This is a genomic window from Hydrogenophaga sp., assembly GCF_035481345.1.
Lineage (GTDB): Bacteria > Pseudomonadota > Gammaproteobacteria > Burkholderiales > Burkholderiaceae_C > Hydrogenophaga.
Genome location: NZ_DATIGV010000015.1, coordinates 1 through 17,994, shown reverse-complemented (window position 1 = coordinate 17,994; position 17,994 = coordinate 1). Strand labels below are relative to the sequence as shown.

The following is a 17,994-nucleotide window of genomic DNA, read 5'->3' as shown; positions in this document are numbered from 1 at the left end:
GTCCCAGAGTTGGTTGACGACGATGTCGGCCAAGAACATCGGGGTGTAGAACGCCCCATCCGCGTTCTTCTTGGCTGCCTCCTCCTTCAGAAATCGGTCGTAGACCGCACTGATCAGCCCGATCGACATGTACCGGAAATCGTAGCCCCAGAACCGAAGCTGCCGGATGGCCATGTCTTCGTGGCCATGACGGAACCGTGCGAGCACCGCGAGGTGCGCCGGCTTCAGCTTGGGCGGCGGTCCGTCCCCGGTTTCGAAAGCGCACGGCGCCTTGAAGAGGTTGCCGTTGAAGGCCTCATGCAGCCAGACAAACAGCTTCTCAAAAGGCGCAGGCTTTCCGGCGTCGAGCAGTTCCTGAAGACTTCCGTAGCGCCCCTGCGACGCATCACGGAAGACTGCCTCTCCGATGATCTGTCGGTCTTCCAGGTACGCCACGAACATCGTCTGCATGAGCAGAGCCTGGGCCGGTTCTGCGCCCAGTTCGTCCTTGAGGCCTCGAAACGCAGCCAGCAGATTGACCAACAGGACGTTGTCGACCCGATCTTCTGGGTTGAAGTAGCCGTCGTTCTCGAACCAGAACCGCCCAGACTCTGTGGCATCGAGCAGTTCTCGCAACGCAAGCGCATCGGTCAACAGGCTGAGTGTCTTGACCAGGCGCTGATCCTTGCCGCGGCTCTCGTCGGGGTACAGCGGCCGCTGGACCAGCGAGTACGCCGTCAACTCGTCATCGCGGATGACGAGCAGCAGGCTCATGAGGCCCTGGTTCCACAGGATTCTGTGGAGCTCATCGACACGTTCCACGGAAACGTTCGGATCGCTCAGAAATCCAATCGTGGGAACGCCATTGATGCAACTGACAGCCGACAGCCCCAACTCGTCGAGCGCAAAGCGGATCGCGTCGGCATGCGCGCCTGCAGCGACGCTGCTGCCCGCCGCATAGAACTCGGGCGCCCGCCGTCGGTCGAGTGCAAGTGCGCTGACCCAGCGGGAATCGATCACTGCACTCATGAGCCGCGCCGTCCCGATTGCGCCGAAGCCTTCGCGCGGCGCAGCGCACGGGCGCTTTCACGCTCACTCATCTGCGAACCCCAGCGTGGTCTGCCTATCGCCTGCAAACCGCCCCTCCACTGCTGCACCACGTGGCCGCTTCTTGAGCGGCTGCACTCGTGCCATGACAGGTTCGTAATCGATCTGACGGGCGGACATTTCAGCGAGAAGAGTGGCGATCAAAGCGAGATGGACGGGGACCTCTCCCCTCTTCTTGTTGTTGGAAACCGAGTTGGGCTGCATGCCGATTAAGTCAGCAAAACGCTTGACGCTGAGGCCAGCCTTATTCAGTTCAACAAGAAAATCTTCGTAGGTCACGCCGCAGTTGGCTCATAATTTAATGAGATTAAATCACATAAAAACATGAGCTTCCAGACCAAATTTGCCTTGGCATCGCATGTGGACATCGGCTAGACGAGTTCCCTCGTTCAGCGCTGCCCTGCCGCTTTATGTCAATTGGCCGGTCATAACCGAAGCAGTCGCTCAGACCGTCGAAGGCAAATGACTCAATTCAGTCTTAAGCAGCCGACCGCAGTCCGTGCACGCTTGGCCTTCACAGCCCCCAAACCACCCGCTCCCCCCAAGGCGAAGCCCACACCACCAACCCCACCACATTCACCACCACCGTCCCCCAGAACACCCCTCGAAACGCCGCCTTGCTGGTCTTGTGCCGCAGCACTTGTTGCGCCAGCAGCGCCCCCGGCCATCCACCCACCAGCGCCAGCAGATGCAGGCTGCTTTCCCGGATGCGCCAGCCACCGCCCACCGCGGCGGATTTGTCCAGGGCATAGGCCATGAAGGCCAACAGGCTGGCCCCCACGTACCAACCCGCCACCCACAACGGTGGCCGCCACAGGCAGGCCACGGTGGCATACACCAGCAGAAAAATGGGAATGGCCAGCCGCGTGGCCAGGCCCCAGGGCGCTGAGCCGGGCCGCTCGCTTCGCCTGGGCGCTTGGCGCACGCGCTGCGTTGTTTGCACGCGCCGCAACTGCACCTGGGTGGCGCGCTTGCCCTTGGGCCCCTGCTCCACCGCAAAGCTCAGCGCCTGATTGATCTGTGGCCGCCCCGCCCCCTTGGGCCATGCCGACACGTGCACGAACACGCGCTCGCCGCCCTGCGTGGGCTCGATGTAGCCAAAGCCACGGTCGTCGTTCCAGCTGGCCAGAATGCCGTCGAAGCGCATGCGGATTCACCTCCAGGCGGCGTCAGCGTCCACGTGCCGCGCCAACTCCATGGCGTCGTGCAGCACGCGACCGACCACAACCCACTCGGGTTCAGAGCGGTAGATGAGGAAGTGACGGGGCCGGCTCACGATTTCCATGCCGGGTTTGACGTGGTGTCGACTCAGTCGCAGGTGCCACGATCGAACGCCCGCGCCAAGCTCGGGACGCAAGAGGCTGCCGGCCCTATCGGGTTGTTTGGCCACATCGCGAAGCGCGGCGACGATCAGCCCCTCGTAGCGCAGTCGAGCGGGCTCGCCAAATTGTTCATGTGTCCAGGCGAGGATGCCGAGGACATCACCTTGCGCGGCTTCTGACAGCCGGAAGCGGCGCATCAACTCGCCGCTTTGGCCAGCTGGGCAGCACGGTGCCCGATCTGTCCGACGAAGTCTTCGAGCTGGTCGTCGCCCACATCGGCGTACCGGCCAGCAGACACATCCGTCCAAGCCTGACGCGCCGCTTGCTTCAAGGCTTTGAGCTTGGCCGCTTCGAGACGCTCCCGTTCCTCGATAAGGCGCAAGCCATCGCGAAGCACTTCGCTGGCGTTCTGGTAGCGGCCGGACTGCACCAGTGTCTCCACCAGGTGCTGCTGCTGATCACTCAGCACGACGTTTCGAGTAGGCATGTTCCGAACCCCCAAAGATGGCGAGCAACCGGCCGGCGCGGCCAGTGTTGGCAGATTATGCCAATGTCATCTGCCAGGCTTGGTCGCAGGTCCTTCGCCGCGCCAGGCCTTCTCGATGGTGGCCACGTCGATCTTGCGCATGGTCATCATCGCGTCGAACGCGCGCTTGGCGGCCGCGCGGTCGGGGTCGTTGATGGCATCGGTCAGCACGCGGGGCGTGATCTGCCACGACACGCCCCACTTGTCCTTGCACCAGCCGCATTCACTTTCCTGGCCGCCGTTGTTCACAATGGCGTTCCACAGGCGGTCGGTTTCGGCCTGGTCGTCGGTGGCCACCTGGAAGGAGAAGGCCTCGGACTGCTTGAAGGCCGTGCCGCCGTTGAGGCCGAGGCAGGGAATGCCCATGACGGTGAACTCGACGGTGAGGACATTGCCTTCCTTGCCCGAGGGGTAGTCACCGGGCGCATGCATCACGCGGCCCACGGCGCTGTCGGGGAAGGTCTGGGCGTAGAAGCGCGCGGCGTCGAGCGCGTCGCTGTCGTACCAGAGGCAGATGGTGTTCTTGGGCGTCATGGGCGTCTCCTGTGTTGTGGAATGCACATCAAGTGATGTGCATTCCACAACAAAAAAGCCGGGCTGTCAGGCCCGGCTTTGTGTTCAGACGTGAACCGCGATCATTTGCCGCCGCGCGCCTTGGCCACCGCGGCCTGCGTTTCCTTCCACAGGTCTTCGCCCACGTTGGCGGAGATGCCGGCGTTCACGCTGGCCAGCTTCTCGCGCATGCGGTTGGCTTCGGCCGGGCTCAGCTGGTTGATCTGCATGCCCTTGCCCTTGAGGTCGGCCAGCGCCTTGTCGGCCTCGGTGCGCGTGTCCTGGCGCTCGAAGTCGCGGCTCTTCTTCGCAGCGTCCATCAGCACCTTCTGCTCGTCCTTGCTGAGCTGGTCCCACCACTTCTTGCTCACGGTCACGATCCACGGGCTGTAGACGTGGTTGGTCACCGTCAGGTACTTCTGCACCTCGTAGAACTTGCTGGAGAGGATGGTGTTGTAGGGGTTCTCCTGACCGTCGACGGTCTTGGTCTCCAGCGCGGTGAACAGCTCGGAGAACGGCAGCGGCACGGCGTTGGCGCCCAGGGTCTTGAAGCTGTCGATGAAGACGTTGTTCTGCATCACGCGCAGCTTGATGCCGTCCAGGTCTTCCAGCTTGGCCACGGCGCGCTTGTTGTTGGTGAGGTTGCGAAAGCCGTTCTCCCAGTACACCAGGCCCACCAGGCCCTTGTCCTGCAGCTTGTCCATCACCTTCTGGCCCACGGGGCCGTCGAGCACGGCGTCGGCCTCTTGCGCGTTGTTGAAGAGGAAGGGCGTGTCCCAGATGGCCATCTCTTTGGTGATGCCCACCAGCGTGGCGGTGGAGCCCACCATCATTTCCTGCGCGCCGCCGATGAGGGCCTGCTGCATCTGCACGTCCGAGCCGAGCGCGGCCGCACCGATGGCGCGCACGCGCATCTTGCCGCCGGAGGCTTTCTCCACCTCTTGCGCGAACAGCTTGACCGCGCGGCCCTGGTTGGAGTCTTCGTTGAGGCCGTAGCCGAAGCGGATCATGCGCGGCTTGATGTCCTGCGCGTGCGCCAGGCTGCCGGCCACGGTGGCCAGTGCCACCGACAGCGTGATGGCGAGTTGCTTGAATTTCATGGTCATCTCCTGGGTTGTTGGCGGCGGGTGCCGCCGGGTGAAATCGGGATGGGGGTCAGAACATCCACTTGAGCGGTTGCAGCACGATGGCCGGAAAGACGATCAGCAGCGCCAGCATGGCGACGTAGACCAGCAGGAAGGGGGTGACGCCACGGATCACCGGCTCCATGCGCAGGCCACCGACGCCAGCCACGACGTTGAGCACGGTGCCCACGGGCGGCGTGAGCAGGCCCAGGCAGCCGACGAAGATGAAGACGAAGCCGAAGTACACCGGGTCGATGCCGGCCTTGGCCGCCAGCGGCGCGAGCACCGGCCCGAGGATGAGGATGGTGGGCGTGAGGTCCATCACCATGCCGACGGCCAGCAGGAAGACCGCCACCACGGCCATGAACAGCATGGGGTTCTGCAGCAGCGGGCCCATGACGCCGGCCAGTTCGTTGGGCAGGTCGGCCAGGGTGATCATGTAGCTGGCCGCCGTGGCCGCGCCGCACAGGAACATCACCACGCCGGTGGTGCGGCCGGCGTCCACGAACACGCGGTACAGGCCGGCCACGGTGAGTTCGCGGTAGACGAACATGGCCACGATGAGCGCGTACACGGCCGCCACCACCGCGGCCTCGGTGGGCGTGAACAGCCCCAAGCGCAGGCCGCCGATGATGATGACGGGCATGAACAGCGCCCAGACGCTGGAGGCCAGCACCGCGCGGCGGTGCGGCCAGTCGGTCTTCTCGGCCACGGGCAGTTGTTCCTTGCCCGCGATGCGGCGCCACACCAGCACCAGGCTCACGGCCATCAACAGCCCGGGCACGATGCCCGCGAGGAACAGCTTGCTGATGGAGGTGTTGGTGGTGACGCCGTAGATGACCATGGGCATGGACGGCGGGATGACGGGCGCGATGATGCCGCCGGAGGCGATGAGGCCGGCGCTGGTGCCCTCGGGGTAGCGCTGCTGGCGCATCATGGGCAGCAGCAGCGTGGCCAGGGCGGCGGTGTCGGCGATGGCCGAGCCGCTCATGGACGCCAGCATGACCGAGGCCGCGATGGCCACGTAGCCCAGACCGCCGGGGATGTGGCCCACGAAGGCGCGCGCCAGGTCGATGATGCGCCGGCTCAGGCCACCGGCGTTCATGAGCTCGCCGGCCAGGATGAAGAAGGGCACGGCCAGCAGCGGGAAGCTGTCGAAGCCGGCCTGCACGTTCTGCGCGAGCAGTTGGGCGTCGAAGAAGTCGAGCTGCACCATCAGCGCCAGCGCGGTCAGCATGAGCGCGAAGGCGATCGGCACGCCCACCGTCATGGCGGCGAAGAGCACCAGCAGGAAGAGCGCGATGGTCATGGCTTGACCTCCGCTCCGCGAATCTCGGCCACGGCCTGCAGCACCAGCAGCAGCGCCATGCAGATGCCCATGACGAAGATGGCGCCCGCCGCCAGCGACAGCGGGTAGTTCATCACCGGGCTGTGGCTGTTCATGCCCACCAGCACCTGCGCCCAGGCGCCAGAGATGAGGTAGTACAGCGCCAGGCCGATGAGCGCGCGCGTGAGCCAGCGCATGGCGGCGGCCGGTTGGCCGCTCAGTCGCGTGGTCACCAGATCGAAGCCGAGGTGCTTGCCTTCGGCGAAGGTGAGCGTGGCGGCCACGGAGACGAGCCACACGAAGAGCAGGCGCGAGAGTTCCTCGGACACGACCCAGCCCGTGCCCCACACGTAGCGCAGCACCACGTTGCCGAACACCGCCACCACCATGCCCAGCAGGCACAGGGCCAGCAGGCCCTCGGCCAGGTGTTTGATCGCGTTCAGGGCTTTCATGCGCGCACCTCCTCGCCCGGGGCGGGCACGGAGCGCACCCAATGCGCCACGGCGTTCACGAGTTCGGGCAGCGGGCGCGTGGCGTCCAGGGTCAGCACGCCGGGCTCGGCGCTGGGGTCTTCCAGCGCCTCGAACTGGCTGTCGACCAGGCTCACCGGGAACAGGTGGCCGGGGCGCGCGGCCACGCGCTCGCGCGCCTGCTCGCGGCTCAGTTGCAGGAAGACGAAGCGCAGGCCCGGCGCGGCGGCGCGCAGGCGGTCGCGGTAGCGCCGCTTGAGCGAGGAGCAGGTGAGCACCACGCCCTCGTTGCGTGCGGCGAGTTGAGCGGCCAGGGTGTCGAGCCAGGCGGCGCGGTCGTCGTCGCTGAGGGCCATGCCGCCGCGCATCTTGGCGACGTTGGCGGCCGAGTGGAAATCGTCACCCTCCAGCAGCGGCAGGCCCAGGGCGGCCGCGCTCTGCTGGCCGAGGCTGGATTTGCCGCAACCGGCCACGCCCATGACGACGAGGCGGGTGGGAACGGGGGTCAAGGTCATTTGGTAGCGCTGTCCAATGAATCCGAAAGAAACGGCCCTGGGATCAGGACCGTTCACGGGGCTCGCCATCCCTCTGAAGCTGCCCCGATCTGTGTGATGATCAGGGCGAATCCGGATGCGAAGCCCGCTATGGTAGCGCTATCCTATTGCCGATCCGTTCCACCCATCGACAGGGAAAACCCTTGCCTTCCACCCCCGTCAGCCCCGAACGTCGCCGCCGCCCCAGCGGGCGCATCACCCTGCAGGACGTGGCCCGAGAGGCCGAGGTCAGCCCCATCACCGCCTCGCGCGCGCTGCGCGGCGAGCGCGGCGTGGCCGCCGAGCTGGTGGAGCGCGTGAAGGCCGCCGCCGCGCGCCTGGGTTACGTGCCCGACCCGGCCGCGCGCGCCCTGGCCTCGGCGCGTGGCACGCAGGTACCGGTGCTGGTGCCCCTGCTGTCCAACGCGCTGTTCGTGGACGTGATCGAGGCGGTGCACCGCGTGCTGCTGCCGCACGGCTACCAGCCCCTCATCGGCGTGACGCACTACGACCCGATGGAGGAGGAGCAGTTGCTGCGGGCCTACCTGTCGCAGCGGCCGGCGGGCGTGCTGCTCACGGGCTTCGACCGCACCGAGGCGGCGCGCCAGATGGTGGCCGCCAGCGGCATACCCTGCGTGTACCTGATGGAGCTGACCGACGCACCCGGCGTGCACTGCGTGGGCTTCTCGCAGCAGGACGCGGGCCACGCGATCACGCAGCACCTGCTGGACCGTGGGCGGCGGCGCATCGCCTTCGTGGCCGCGCAGCTGGACCCGCGCGTGCTGCAGCGCGCCGAGGGCTACCGCCGCTGCCTGCGCGCGGCCGGTCTGTACGACGCGCGGCTGGAGCTGCTGAGCCCGCAGCCCTCCTCCATGCGCCTGGGCGGCGAGCTGCTGGAAGACCTGCTGCGCTCGCGGCCCGAGGTTGACGCGGTGTTCTTCTGCAACGACGACCTGGCGCAGGGTGGCCTGCTGGCGGCGCTGCGCCTGGGCGTGGCGGTGCCCGAACGCCTCGCGGTCGCGGGCTTCAACGACCTCTCGGGCAGCGAGCAGATGCTGCCGCCGCTGACCACGGTGCGCACGCCGCGGCGCGCGATCGGCGAGACCGGCGCGCGTTTGCTGCTGTCCTTGCTGCGTGGTGAGGCGGTGACCAGCAGCAGCGCCGACCTGGGTTTCGAGCTGGTGCTGCGCGGCAGCAGCTGATGCCGCCGGCGCTGGGCGGTGTTAGGTGCCCGTGGCCGCGTCGTACAGGCGCCACATCGACTCGTCGGCCGACATCTCGGTGAGCCGCCGCCACACGGCCTTGACGAGCTCGAAGTCCGGATCGCCAGACGGCAAGTACAGTGCGTCGCGCAGGGCCTTTGCCGTCATGCCGCCCTCCTTCATCGCCGAGACGATGTGTGCGACCTGCCCGGCACGGTGTCCGTCCTTGTGAACAAGGGTCAGGGCCTTGAAATCGTCGGCAGTGAACGCCGCCTCCTCGATCAGCTGGCGGGCCACGTCGGGCTGCCCCACGCCGAAACGGTCATGGCGCATCAACAAATGCTGTACCACGGCCTCTCCGGCTCCAACCGTGTAAGCGTCCCTCACGGTGACGAAGCGCAGCGTGGAAGTCCCTTTGTCGATGTCTTTCATGCCGAAGGAAGGGCCCGGTGCTGTGCTGAATTGCAGGCAACCTGCCACGACCTGGTGAGCCAACTCGTCCCAGGCTTGCTCGGTGCGGGGCTCCGCGTGATCGCCGCAGACAAAGCCTGCCTTGTTGGCTTCCTGGAACAGAATTTCGAGGGCCTGCCCCGACTGATCGGCCTCGGCATAGGCGACCCAGCCCAAGTGCATGTCGCTCAAGCCAAACAGGCTCGGCGATTTCGCGCGCAGCTTCGCCAGGATGGCCGCAATGGTTCTTGGTTCGGCCTCAAGCGCCAGGCTCTCGGGCTTGAGGCAATGCACCAGCAGCGCCACCGCGTCGGGCCCGGCGAGAGAGACCAGGAGCGACTGCAGCCGGAACTTGGAATCGAAGTCCGCCGGCAACGCATCGGCAGCGTCGCTGTACGTCAAAGCCACCATGACCACGCGCAAGGAGGGCTGTGCCACCAGACCCTGCAAGACCTGCGTCCAGGACGGCGCGCTCACATAAAAGTTCCTGAACAGCTTCAGGGCCCACAGCGAGGGATGGGGACTCGCGAGCCACTCCGCCAATGCCTGCGCTTCCTCCTCCGAGTAGGGACAGGTGTCAAGTCGATAACGGATCTGCAGCTCATCCAGCCACTGGTCCTCATGCGGCTCCAGAAGTCCGAACAGCTGAATCGTGCTGGCCGGTGACAAGGCACTGACCGCGCGAATCAAGGCGGCGTCTTTTATGCACATCGCTATGGGGGCCAAGCGGTTGAGCTGACAGGCAGCAACACGACTGTCCAAGCTCAATCCATCCTCGATGAACGTTTTCAAGTCCCAAAGCATTTTCTCCGCGTCTTGAGTCGGGCTCGGCCCCAGGCCGCCCTCGAACGTCAATAACAGCGGTGCGAACAGCAGGGACCGAAGGCTGGCCCCACCCAGGGTGAGGCACATGGACGAAGCGGCGATCGCTTCGCGCAGCGGTTCGGCGATGGGCCCGCCATGGCCCCCGCCGACCGCCAGCTCAAGACCGCGGAGTTCCTGGCGAGCGTGGTGCGCCTCCACCTCCTTGAGCAATTCGATCAGTGCCGGCGCCTCGACCGTGGAACTCAGGTTGAGGCTCAGATGCTCGAGCTGAACAAGCTCTTGACGCAGCAGCCGCACGAGGTCGGCCAGTTCTTGCGTGCCGACCAAACCGGTCAAACGCACGGAGATGCGGCAGGTGCAAGGCAACTGCGTCTGCAGCAGCTCCGCGAGTTCGGAGGCACTTTCCACGCGAATCGCAATCTCGTCTGGCGACTGCCGATCGTGCCCGATACGCGTCGCGGAACGGATGTTGCGTAAGACGTTTAAGAGCGTCAGCTTGGCCGAAATCATGGTGCATCTTTGTTGTGGCGGCACTCCCATCGAACGCGCCGCCACAGGTAAGCGGCGAAGCAGCGGATGCGGGCACACTCACTGAGCGGCATCGGGTGCGAGCAGGGCTTCGACGGCCAGGCGCAGCGGCCCGTCGCCCACCAGCACGGCGTACGACCGCAGAGTCTTGGCGCTCGTGGCATCCAGGAGGCTGCTGGCGTCGTCGAGCCGCATCCGGCAGAAATCGTCAAGAACGGCCGCGACGGCCCACATGGTCGTGGTGTCCTTGATGGCGTTTAAACGGTCGTCGAGTTGGCGGAACAAGGCCTGGCGCAGCGCGACGCCGCCCTTGATGAGACAGGACTTCGAACGCGCCAGTGCCTCGCGCAAGCCAGGCGGAAAAGGCCCTTGTTCCTGGCCATCGACGCAAAAGCGCACGCTGCGCAACTCGGGGTGCTTGGGCAGCAGGGCCAGCAGGGCTGTGAGCTGGGCGGGATCGGTGCGGCTCGACAGGTTCAGGTCCAGCTCCGTCAGCTTGGCATCCTCGCGCGACAACAGCCAGGTCAATGAAGCAAGGTCGGCCGTATCGAGCAGCCCGGGCATCTGCAGTTTGAGCGGCTTGGAGGCGAGGTCTTTCTCCTTCAACAGGAGCAGCACGTCGGAAGTGTTCTGCAAGCAGCATTCACTGGGCGTGTGGTGTGCCGCGGCAGTCGCCGAGTACCTGTCAAGGTCTGGCACGGCATCGATGGGACGTGGCGGGTGCACGGGGGAGTTCTTGCGCGATGACAACATGTTGGGGTTCCTGGTTAAGGCCAGATCGTCGGGCCGCCCATGTGTGCCGGAGCCGGCGCTGTGGGTTGCTGCGGTCGCGTCGGCATCACAGCAGCTTCAGGATTGGGGGCCGGGGGCTTTGGGCGCCCTGCCCCGGAAGGCGGATCCGGCGGCCTGCACCAGCTCATGCACCCGTGGCGTTGGCGCGGGACCGTGCGCGAGCGCCAGCCGCGGCCATCGCAAGCTGGTCCGCAGCAGTGAAACGCCCCAACTCGAGCGTGCGCTGAGCCAACTCCACGGGCAAGCCCGTTCCGGGTCCGCGCTGCTGTATCAGGGCCTGTGCCGCGAAGCGCTGGCGCCGTTTCTGGAAACGGCCGACGAAGCGGTGGTAGCTCCAGCGCTTGCTGGGCTGAGCGAGGTCCGTGAACCGGCTCAGGAGTTCACCGAAGAGCAAGGGCCGGATGGTGTCGGCGCCGAGCGTCAGGCAAGCCACGCAGCGGGTGGACCCAGTTCTCGGGTTTCAACACCTCGTCCAGGTGCGTGCAGCGCAGTTCGAAGCGATGCCATGGGTCTGAGCCCGTCTCGGCGTTGCGCTCGGGCGGCGCAGCCGTCGTGCTGTCCTCGGTTGTCTGCTGTTGTCGAACCGGCGAGGGTGAGCGAGAGTGCGAAGACTGCCCGCTGTGGTCGAGCTGTTACAGATCGCAACCACAGCGGTGCGGCCTTGCGACGGACGGGCCTCGCCGGGGGCGGACAATCCGGTTCCATGATTTCGTTCATCCCCCAACGGCCCGCACTGGCCTTGCTGGTGGTCGGTGCGCTGGTGGCGGTGCCGCCGCTGGCCGCCGCGCCTTTCGAGCTGCCCTCCCTCGACCCCATCGTGCACTACCAGCCCAAGCTGCCGCTGCAGGTGCTCACCGCCGACGGCGAGGAGATCGCGCAGTTTGGCGCCGAGCGGCGCGAGTACGTTCCGCTCGAACGCATCCCGCGGCAACTGCAGCAGGCCGTGCTGGCCGTGGAGGACGCGCGCTTTCGCGAACACTCGGGCGTGGACCCGAAGGGCATGGCGCGCGCGCTGGTGGCCGCCATCACCGGCGGGCGCAAGCAGGGCGCCTCCACCATCACCCAGCAACTGGTGCGCACCATGCTGCTCACGCGCCAGTTCTCGGCCGAGCGCAAGGCCAAGGAGATCTGGCTGGCGCTCAAGCTGGAGAACGAGATCTCCAAGGACCGCATCCTGGAGATCTACATGAACGAGATCTTCCTGGGCCAGCGGGCCTACGGCTTCGCCGCCGCGGCGCAGACCTACTTCGGCAAGCCGCTGGACAAACTCACGCTGGCCGAGAACGCCATGCTGGCCGGCCTGCCGCAGAACCCGTACTACGCCAACCCGGTGGCCAACGTCCAGCGCGCCACGCAGCGCCAGCGCGTGGTGCTGGAGCGCATGCGCGCCACCGAGGCGATCACCGAGGAGCAGTTGGCCCAGGCCAAGGCCGAGAAGCTCAAGCTGCGCACGCCGGGCCAGCGCAGCGTGCACGCCGCGCACGTGGCCGAGATGGCGCGCCAGGCGGTGGTGGAGCGCTTCGGCGAACAGGCCTATTCCCGGGGGCTGCGCGTGACCACCTCGCTGCTGGCGGCCGACCAGCGCGCGGCGCACACAGCGGTGCAGCGCGGCGTGCTGGCCTTCGACCGGCGCGGCGCCTGGCGCGGGCCGGAGGACACCGAAACACTGCCCACCGGCAACGGGGCCGAGCTGGAGCGCGCCGCCGCCGAAGCGCTGAAGGACCACCGCGACGACGAGACCCTGCGCGTGGGCATCGTGCTCGATGCGAACCCCAAGGCCCTGCAGGTGCAGCTCGCCAGCGGCGAGCGCATCACCGTTCAAGGCGAGGGCCTGCGCTGGGCGCAGCGCGGGCTGGAGCCCAAGGCCAAGGCGCCGCAGAAGATCGAGCGCGGCGCCATCGTGCGCGTGGTGAGCAAGGGCAAGACCAAGGACAGGAAGAGCGATGCCTGGGCCATCTCGCAATGGCCCGAGGCCGAGGCCGCGCTGGTGGCCATGGACCCGCGCACCGGCCGCATCCGCGCGCTGGTGGGCGGTTTCGACTTCACGCGCCAGCCCTTCAACCACGTGACCCAGGGCTGGCGCCAGCCGGGCTCGGCGATCAAGCCGCTGCTGTATTCGGCGGCGCTGGAATCGCGCGTGATGCCGTCCACGCTGGTGGACGATCTGCCCTTCACCGCCGCCAACGGCTGGAGCCCCACCAACAGCAACGGCCAGCACCAGGGCCCGATCAGCGTGCGCGAGGCGCTGGCGCGTTCCAGCAACCTGGCCAGCGTGCGTGTGCTGCAACACACGGGCACCTCCAACGCGCGCGACTGGCTCGGCCGCTTCGGCCTGGACCCGGCGCGCCAGCCCGAGGACCTGACGCTGGCGCTGGGCACCGGCAGCGCCACGCCGCTGCAGATGGTGCAGGCCTATGCCACGCTGGCCAATGGCGGCTGGCGCGTCTCGCCGGTGGTGATCGAGAAGATCACCGATGCGCAGGGCAAGGTGTTGTTCGAGGCCCCGCCAGCGGCGGCGCTGGGCGAGGACACCCGCGCCATTCCCGCGCGCAACGCCTACGTGATGGGCAGCCTGCTCAACGAGGTGACGCGCAGCGGCACCGCCGCGCGCGCGCAGGCCGCGCTCAAGCGCGCCGACATCTACGGCAAGACCGGCACCACCAACGACGCGGTGGATGCCTGGTTCGCCGGTTACCAGCCCACGCTGGCCGCCACCGTGTGGGTGGGCTACGACCAGCCGCGCAGCCTGGGCGGCAACGAATCGGGCGGGCGCGTGGCGCTGCCGATCTGGATCGACTACATGGGCGCGGCGCTCAAGGGCCAGCCGGTGGCGCCACCCGCCACGCCGCCCGAGGGCCTGGTGCGCGAGGGCGAGGACTGGCTCTACGCCGAGTGGCACGACGGCGGCTGGGTCTCGCAGATATCGGACACGGCCGGCGTGCAGTACAAGACCACGCTGGGCGGCGAGCTCGGCAAGCTGTTCGACTCCATCGGCAGTTGGCTGCGCAGTGGCACGCCGCCGACCACGCCGCCGACGGATTGAGGCGCCCGGCGGGCGTGTCGTGGCTCAGCCCGCCAACCGCTGCGCGTACTCCGCCTCCAGCCGCGTGTGCAGCGCCCAATAACGCGGCCGCGCACTGCCCTGCACCCGCGACACCAGCACGTCCAGGTGCGCGTGCCAGCCGGCCGAGACGCTGAGCATGTCCTCCATGCCCGCCAGGCGCTGGTGCGTGATGACCAGTCGTACACCACCGCGCGACTCGCTCAGTTCGTAGCGCACCTCGCCCTGCCCGCCCCAGGTGTGGGCCAGCAGGCGCGGCGGCTCGCAGGCGGTGACCACGCCCTGCAGCACCGCGCTTTCGGCCATGTCGGCGTACTTCGGCGGCGCGGGGTCGTCGGCATACGTCAAGTCCTTGTGGCGGAACTCCAGCCGCACCGCGCCGCCCACGCGCTGTTCCAGCGTGCCGCGCGCCATCCACTGCTCGCGCTTGTCGTTCTCGGTGATCCAGGCCCAGATGTCCTGGAGCGTGCCAGGCAGTTGGCGTTCGATGCGCACGGTGTCGTTCGACAGGCGTTCGCCGTAGAGGGTATCCGTCGTCATGGCTTTCTCCGTTTCGTGGGTGAATGCGCGGCGCGCACCAGGCGTTCGAGGGCATCGACGCGCCCGGTCCAGAACCGCTCGTAATGGCGCAACCACTCCATGCCCGCGTGCAGCGGCTGGGCGTCCAGGCGGCAGGTGTGCGTGCGGCCTTGCACCGTGCGCTTCACGAGGCCGGCGCGTTCCAGCACCTGGATGTGCTTGGAGGCCGCCGCCAGCGACATGTCCAGCGGCGCCGCCAGCTCGCTCACCGACAGTTCCTCGCTGGCCAGGCGCTGCAGCATGTCGCGGCGCGTAGGGTCGGCGAGGGCCTTGAAGACGGCGTCGAGATCGGGGGAGTATTGCTCAACCATGAAGTTGAATATACGCCCTCATCACCAATTGCTCAACCACATGGTTTAGCTTTCTGACGAGCGGTCGCGCGCATGAAAAAGCCGGCACTCGGCCGGCTTCGTCGACGGTGTCGGCCTTCCTCAGGCCACGCAGAGCCGCGCCTTGGCCTGCGCGTACTCGCGCTTGAAGCGCGCCACCAGATCGCCCGCGCCCATCACCTCACGGATGGCGCCGATGCCCTGGCCGCAGCCCCAGATGTCGCGCCAGGCCTTGGCCGCGTTGGCGCCTTCGCCAGTGGAGAAGTTCATCTTGCTCGGGTCGCTCTGCGGCAGGTTCTCCGGGTCCATGCCGGCGTTGCGGATGGAGCCCTTGAGGTAGTTGCCGTGGATGCCCGTGTAGAAGTTGCTGTAGACGATGTCGTCGGAGTTGCTCTCCACGATCATCTGCTTGTAGCCGTCCACCGCGCGCGCCTCGTGCGTGGCGATGAAGGCCGAGCCGATGTAGGCCAGGTCCGCGCCCATGGCCTGCGCGGCCAGGATGGCGCCGCCCGAGGAGATGGCGCCCGACAGCGCCACCGGGCCGCCGAACCACTCGCGGATCTCCTGGACCATGGCGAAGGGGCTCTTCACGCTGGCGTGGCCACCCGCGCCCGCGGCCACGGGGATCAGGCCGTCGGCGCCCTTCTCGATCGCCTTGTGCGCGAAGACGTTGTTGATGACGTCGTGCAGCACGATGCCGCCCCAGGCGTGCACGGCCTGGTTCACGTCCTCGCGCGCGCCCAGGCTGGTGATGACGATGGGCACCTGGTACTTGGCGCACAGTTGCATGTCCTGCTCGAGCCGGTCGTTGCTCTTGTGCACGATCTGGTTGATGGCGAAGGGCGCGGCCGGGTTGTCAGGGTTGGCCTTGTTGTGCGCCGCGATGCCCTCGGTGATCTCGGCCAGCCACTCGTCGAGCTGCGAGGCCGGGCGCGCGTTGAGCGCGGGCATGGCCCCCACCACGCCGGCCTTGCATTGCGCCAGCACGAGCTTGGGGTTGCTGATGATGAACAGCGGCGAGCCGATCACCGGGAACTTGAGGTTCTTGAGGATCGGGGGCAGGTAACGCTCGGGTGCGGGCATGGTGTCTCCGTGTGGGTGGATCGGTCGGAACGGATCAGAACGCGTCGACGGCCATCGCCGTCACGCCCTCGGCGCCTTCGACGATGGAGGCGGCCACGCCGGGCGCACGGCTCAGGATGTGGTCGGCATAGAAGCGTGCGGTGGTGATCTTCGCGTCCATGAAGGCCTTGTCCTGTCCCTTGGCCGACAGGCCCTCGGCCACCAGCAGGGCGCGCGCCAGTTGCCAGCCGGCCATGAGGTTGCCCGCCAGCATGAGGTAGGGCACGCTGCCCGCGAAGGCGGCGTTGGGGTTGCCCTTGGTGTTGGCCACGATGAAGTCCACCGACTGTTCGAAGGCCTCGCGCGCGGCCGTCAGGCGCTTGGCCACGGCCTTGGCGTTGGCGCTGCCCTTGGCCAGTTCGGCTTCGGTCTGGCGGATCTGCGCGGCGATGGCCTTGGCCACGGTGCCGCCGTCGCGCGCGGTCTTGCGGCCGACGAGGTCGTTGGCCTGAATGGCGGTGGTGCCTTCGTAGATGGTGAGGATCTTGGCGTCGCGGTAGTGCTGGGCCGCGCCGGTCTCCTCGATGAAACCCATGCCGCCATGCACCTGCACGCCCAGGCTCGTGACCTCCAGGCTCATCTCGGTGCTGTAACCCTTCACCAGCGGCACCAGGAACTCGTAGAAGGCCTGGTTCTGCTTTCGCACCTCGGCGTCGGGGTGGTGGTGCGCGGCGTCGTACGCGGCGGCGGCCACGCTGGCCATGGCGCGGCAGCCTTCGGTGGCGGCGCGCATGGTCATGAGCATGCGCTTGACGTCGGGGTGGTGGATGATGGGCGCGGCGGTGTTCATGCTGCCGTCCACGGGGCGGCTCTGCACGCGGTCGCGCGCATAGCCCACGGCCTGCTGGTAGGCGCGCTCGCTGATGGCGATGCCCTGCACGCCCACCGCGTAGCGCGCGGCGTTCATCATGATGAACATGTACTCCAGGCCGCGGTTTTCCTGGCCCACCAGCGTGCCGATGGCGCCTCCGTTATCGCCGTATTGCAGAACGGCCGTGGGGCTGGCCTTGATGCCCAGCTTGTGCTCGATGCTCACGCAGTGCACGTCGTTGCGCGCGCCCAGGCTGCCGTCCTGGTTGACGAGGAACTTGGGCACCGTGAACAGGCTGATGCCCTTGACGCCCTCGGGCGCGCCGGTGATCCGCGCCAGCACCAGGTGCACGATGTTGTCGGCCATGTCGTGCTCACCGTAGGTGATGAAGATCTTGGTGCCGAAGATCTTGTAGGTGCCGTCGGGCTGCGGCTCGGCGCGGGCGCGCACGGCGGCCAGGTCCGAGCCGGCCTGCGGCTCGGTGAGGTTCATGGTGCCGGTCCACTCGCCGCTGATGAGCTTGTGCAGGTAGGTGGCCTTCTGCTGGTCGCTGCCGGCGGTCAGCAGCGCTTCGATGGCGCCGTCGGTGAGCAGCGGGCACAGCGCGAAGCTCAGGTTGGCGCTGTTGAGCATTTCGCCGCAGGCCGAGCCGATGGTCTTGGGCAAGCCCTGGCCGCCGAAGTCGGTGGGGTGCTGCAGGCCTTGCCAGCCGCCTTCGGTGTATTGGCGGTAGGCGTCCTTGAAGCCGGGTGTGGTGCTGACCACGCCGTCCTTGATGGACGAGGGCTTGAGGTCGCCCTCGCGGTTGAGCGGGGCCACCACGCCCTCGTTGAGCTTGGCGCACTCCTCGAGCACGGCCTGCGCCGTCTCCAGGCCCGCGTCCTCGAAGCCGGGCAGTTGGGCCACCTGGTCGATGCGCGCCAGGTGCTCGATGTTGAACAGCATGTCCTTGAGGGGGGCGGTGTAGCTCATGGCTTGTCTCCAGAAAAATTAGGCCCACCCCTGCGCCGCTGCGCGGCACCCCCTCAAGGGGGCGCGGCCCGCGGCCCGGCAAAGCCGGTTCCGCGGCCGCTGCTGGATGGCGTTGTTGCTGGCGTGATGCCGCTGCCTCGATGCGACTTCGAGTGCAGACTCGGGATCAGAGCGCCTTGACCAGCTCGGGCACGGCCTCGAAGAGGTCGGCCTCCAGCCCGTAGTCGGCCACCGAGAAGATCGGCGCCTCCGGGTCCTTGTTGATCGCCACGATCACCTTGGAGTCCTTCATGCCCGCCAGGTGCTGGATGGCACCGGAGATGCCGGCCGCGATGTAGAGCTGCGGCGCCACGATCTTGCCCGTCTGGCCCACCTGCAGGTCG

Annotated in this window: 19 protein-coding genes; 2 read left to right on the top strand and 17 right to left on the bottom strand. The window is 67.2% G+C overall.

Translation table 11 applies throughout. From position 1 onward, the window contains the following. From VLG41_RS01000 to VLG41_RS00955, 10 genes are all read right to left on the bottom strand, one after another. A partial coding sequence (locus VLG41_RS01000; protein ID WP_325347536.1) for a hypothetical protein occupies positions 1 to 1,008 on the bottom strand: 1,008 nt, incomplete at its 3' end. Positions 1,009 to 1,071: 63 nt separating this feature from the next. Next, entirely contained in the window at positions 1,072 to 1,365 is a 294-nt protein-coding gene (locus VLG41_RS00995; protein WP_325347535.1) for an XRE family transcriptional regulator, read from the bottom strand. 235 nt (positions 1,366 to 1,600) lie between these two features. Continuing rightward, positions 1,601 to 2,233 (bottom strand): cold shock and DUF1294 domain-containing protein, encoded by a 633-nt coding sequence (locus VLG41_RS00990; RefSeq protein WP_325347534.1) that lies wholly within the window; start codon positions 2,231 to 2,233, stop codon positions 1,601 to 1,603. Positions 2,234 to 2,239: 6 nt separating this feature from the next. Next, on the bottom strand, positions 2,240 to 2,605 hold the full coding sequence (locus tag VLG41_RS00985; RefSeq protein WP_325347533.1) for a type II toxin-antitoxin system RelE/ParE family toxin: 366 nt from the start codon (positions 2,603 to 2,605) through the stop codon (positions 2,240 to 2,242). Continuing rightward, the gene (locus tag VLG41_RS00980) at positions 2,605 to 2,877 is read right to left on the bottom strand and encodes a type II toxin-antitoxin system ParD family antitoxin (RefSeq protein WP_325347532.1); all 273 of its coding nucleotides are present in this window, start codon (positions 2,875 to 2,877) and stop codon (positions 2,605 to 2,607) included. The genes VLG41_RS00985 and VLG41_RS00980 overlap by 1 nt, the downstream gene beginning before the upstream one ends. Positions 2,878 to 2,961: 84 nt before the next feature. Continuing rightward, positions 2,962 to 3,468, bottom strand: coding sequence for a VOC family protein (locus VLG41_RS00975; RefSeq protein WP_325347531.1), 507 nt, complete (start codon positions 3,466 to 3,468; stop codon positions 2,962 to 2,964). Between the two features lie 101 nt (positions 3,469 to 3,569). After that, complete coding sequence (locus tag VLG41_RS00970) at positions 3,570 to 4,586, bottom strand: TRAP transporter substrate-binding protein (RefSeq protein ID WP_325347530.1); 1,017 nt, start codon at positions 4,584 to 4,586, stop codon at positions 3,570 to 3,572. A 55-nt stretch (positions 4,587 to 4,641) separates the two neighbouring features. After that, positions 4,642 to 5,919 carry a TRAP transporter large permease subunit gene (locus tag VLG41_RS00965; protein WP_325347529.1) on the bottom strand — a complete coding sequence of 426 codons (1,278 nt, stop codon included), beginning with the start codon at positions 5,917 to 5,919 and terminating at the stop codon, positions 4,642 to 4,644. Beyond that, positions 5,916 to 6,389, bottom strand: a complete 474-nt coding sequence (locus VLG41_RS00960; protein ID WP_325347528.1) for a TRAP transporter small permease — start codon at positions 6,387 to 6,389, stop codon at positions 5,916 to 5,918. The genes VLG41_RS00965 and VLG41_RS00960 overlap by 4 nt, the downstream gene beginning before the upstream one ends. After that, the gene (locus tag VLG41_RS00955) at positions 6,386 to 6,922 is read right to left on the bottom strand and encodes a gluconokinase (RefSeq protein ID WP_325347527.1); all 537 of its coding nucleotides are present in this window, start codon (positions 6,920 to 6,922) and stop codon (positions 6,386 to 6,388) included. Before VLG41_RS00955 ends, VLG41_RS00960 begins: the two co-directional genes overlap by 4 nt. Before the next feature lie 182 nt (positions 6,923 to 7,104). On the opposite strand from VLG41_RS00955, the gene VLG41_RS00950 reads away from it, so the two are divergent. Continuing rightward, complete coding sequence (locus tag VLG41_RS00950; protein WP_325347526.1) at positions 7,105 to 8,142, top strand: LacI family DNA-binding transcriptional regulator; 1,038 nt, start codon at positions 7,105 to 7,107, stop codon at positions 8,140 to 8,142. A gap of 21 nt (positions 8,143 to 8,163) precedes the next feature. Here VLG41_RS00950 and VLG41_RS00945 read toward each other — a convergent pair whose 3' ends face one another. Together VLG41_RS00945 and VLG41_RS00940 are read right to left on the bottom strand one after the other, a co-directional pair. Continuing rightward, the gene (locus VLG41_RS00945) at positions 8,164 to 9,927 is read right to left on the bottom strand and encodes a hypothetical protein (RefSeq protein WP_325347525.1); all 1,764 of its coding nucleotides are present in this window, start codon (positions 9,925 to 9,927) and stop codon (positions 8,164 to 8,166) included. A 78-nt stretch (positions 9,928 to 10,005) separates the two neighbouring features. Continuing rightward, a complete protein-coding gene (locus VLG41_RS00940; RefSeq protein ID WP_325347524.1) occupies positions 10,006 to 10,581 on the bottom strand; it encodes a hypothetical protein in 576 nt (191 codons plus the stop codon). A gap of 859 nt (positions 10,582 to 11,440) precedes the next feature. Between VLG41_RS00940 and VLG41_RS00935 the strand changes: the two genes are divergently transcribed. Further along, positions 11,441 to 13,780 carry a PBP1A family penicillin-binding protein gene (locus VLG41_RS00935; RefSeq protein WP_325347523.1) on the top strand — a complete coding sequence of 780 codons (2,340 nt, stop codon included), beginning with the start codon at positions 11,441 to 11,443 and terminating at the stop codon, positions 13,778 to 13,780. A 24-nt stretch (positions 13,781 to 13,804) separates the two neighbouring features. On the opposite strand, the gene VLG41_RS00930 is transcribed toward VLG41_RS00935, so the two are convergent. From VLG41_RS00930 to VLG41_RS00910, 5 genes are all read right to left on the bottom strand, one after another. Then, positions 13,805 to 14,338, bottom strand: coding sequence for an SRPBCC family protein (locus VLG41_RS00930; protein WP_325347522.1), 534 nt, complete (start codon positions 14,336 to 14,338; stop codon positions 13,805 to 13,807). After that, entirely contained in the window at positions 14,335 to 14,688 is a 354-nt protein-coding gene (locus VLG41_RS00925) for a metalloregulator ArsR/SmtB family transcription factor (protein ID WP_325347521.1), read from the bottom strand. Before VLG41_RS00925 ends, VLG41_RS00930 begins: the two co-directional genes overlap by 4 nt. A gap of 120 nt (positions 14,689 to 14,808) precedes the next feature. After that, the gene (locus VLG41_RS00920) at positions 14,809 to 15,789 is read right to left on the bottom strand and encodes a nitronate monooxygenase family protein (RefSeq protein ID WP_325347520.1); all 981 of its coding nucleotides are present in this window, start codon (positions 15,787 to 15,789) and stop codon (positions 14,809 to 14,811) included. 34 nt (positions 15,790 to 15,823) lie between these two features. Continuing rightward, on the bottom strand, positions 15,824 to 17,611 hold the full coding sequence (locus tag VLG41_RS00915) for an acyl-CoA dehydrogenase (protein ID WP_325347519.1): 1,788 nt from the start codon (positions 17,609 to 17,611) through the stop codon (positions 15,824 to 15,826). 166 nt (positions 17,612 to 17,777) lie between these two features. After that, positions 17,778 to 17,994: electron transfer flavoprotein subunit alpha/FixB family protein (locus tag VLG41_RS00910; protein ID WP_325347518.1), on the bottom strand; the 217-nt coding region annotated here is incomplete at its 5' end.

Coding starts and splice junctions, on each gene's coding strand:
- VLG41_RS00985 (WP_325347533.1), bottom strand. CDS start 2,605: ATGCGCCGCTTCCGGCTGTCAGAAGCCGCGCAAGGTGATGTCCTCGGC.
- VLG41_RS00945 (WP_325347525.1), bottom strand. CDS start 9,927: ATGATTTCGGCCAAGCTGACGCTCTTAAACGTCTTACGCAACATCCGT.
- VLG41_RS00975 (WP_325347531.1), bottom strand. CDS start 3,468: ATGACGCCCAAGAACACCATCTGCCTCTGGTACGACAGCGACGCGCTC.
- VLG41_RS00965 (WP_325347529.1), bottom strand. CDS start 5,919: ATGACCATCGCGCTCTTCCTGCTGGTGCTCTTCGCCGCCATGACGGTG.
- VLG41_RS00920 (WP_325347520.1), bottom strand. CDS start 15,789: ATGCCCGCACCCGAGCGTTACCTGCCCCCGATCCTCAAGAACCTCAAG.
- VLG41_RS00960 (WP_325347528.1), bottom strand. CDS start 6,389: ATGAAAGCCCTGAACGCGATCAAACACCTGGCCGAGGGCCTGCTGGCC.
- VLG41_RS00930 (WP_325347522.1), bottom strand. CDS start 14,338: ATGACGACGGATACCCTCTACGGCGAACGCCTGTCGAACGACACCGTG.
- VLG41_RS00990 (WP_325347534.1), bottom strand. CDS start 2,233: ATGCGCTTCGACGGCATTCTGGCCAGCTGGAACGACGACCGTGGCTTT.
- VLG41_RS00970 (WP_325347530.1), bottom strand. CDS start 4,586: ATGAAATTCAAGCAACTCGCCATCACGCTGTCGGTGGCACTGGCCACC.
- VLG41_RS00915 (WP_325347519.1), bottom strand. CDS start 17,611: ATGAGCTACACCGCCCCCCTCAAGGACATGCTGTTCAACATCGAGCAC.
- VLG41_RS00925 (WP_325347521.1), bottom strand. CDS start 14,688: ATGGTTGAGCAATACTCCCCCGATCTCGACGCCGTCTTCAAGGCCCTC.
- VLG41_RS00955 (WP_325347527.1), bottom strand. CDS start 6,922: ATGACCTTGACCCCCGTTCCCACCCGCCTCGTCGTCATGGGCGTGGCC.
- VLG41_RS00935 (WP_325347523.1), top strand. CDS start 11,441: ATGATTTCGTTCATCCCCCAACGGCCCGCACTGGCCTTGCTGGTGGTC.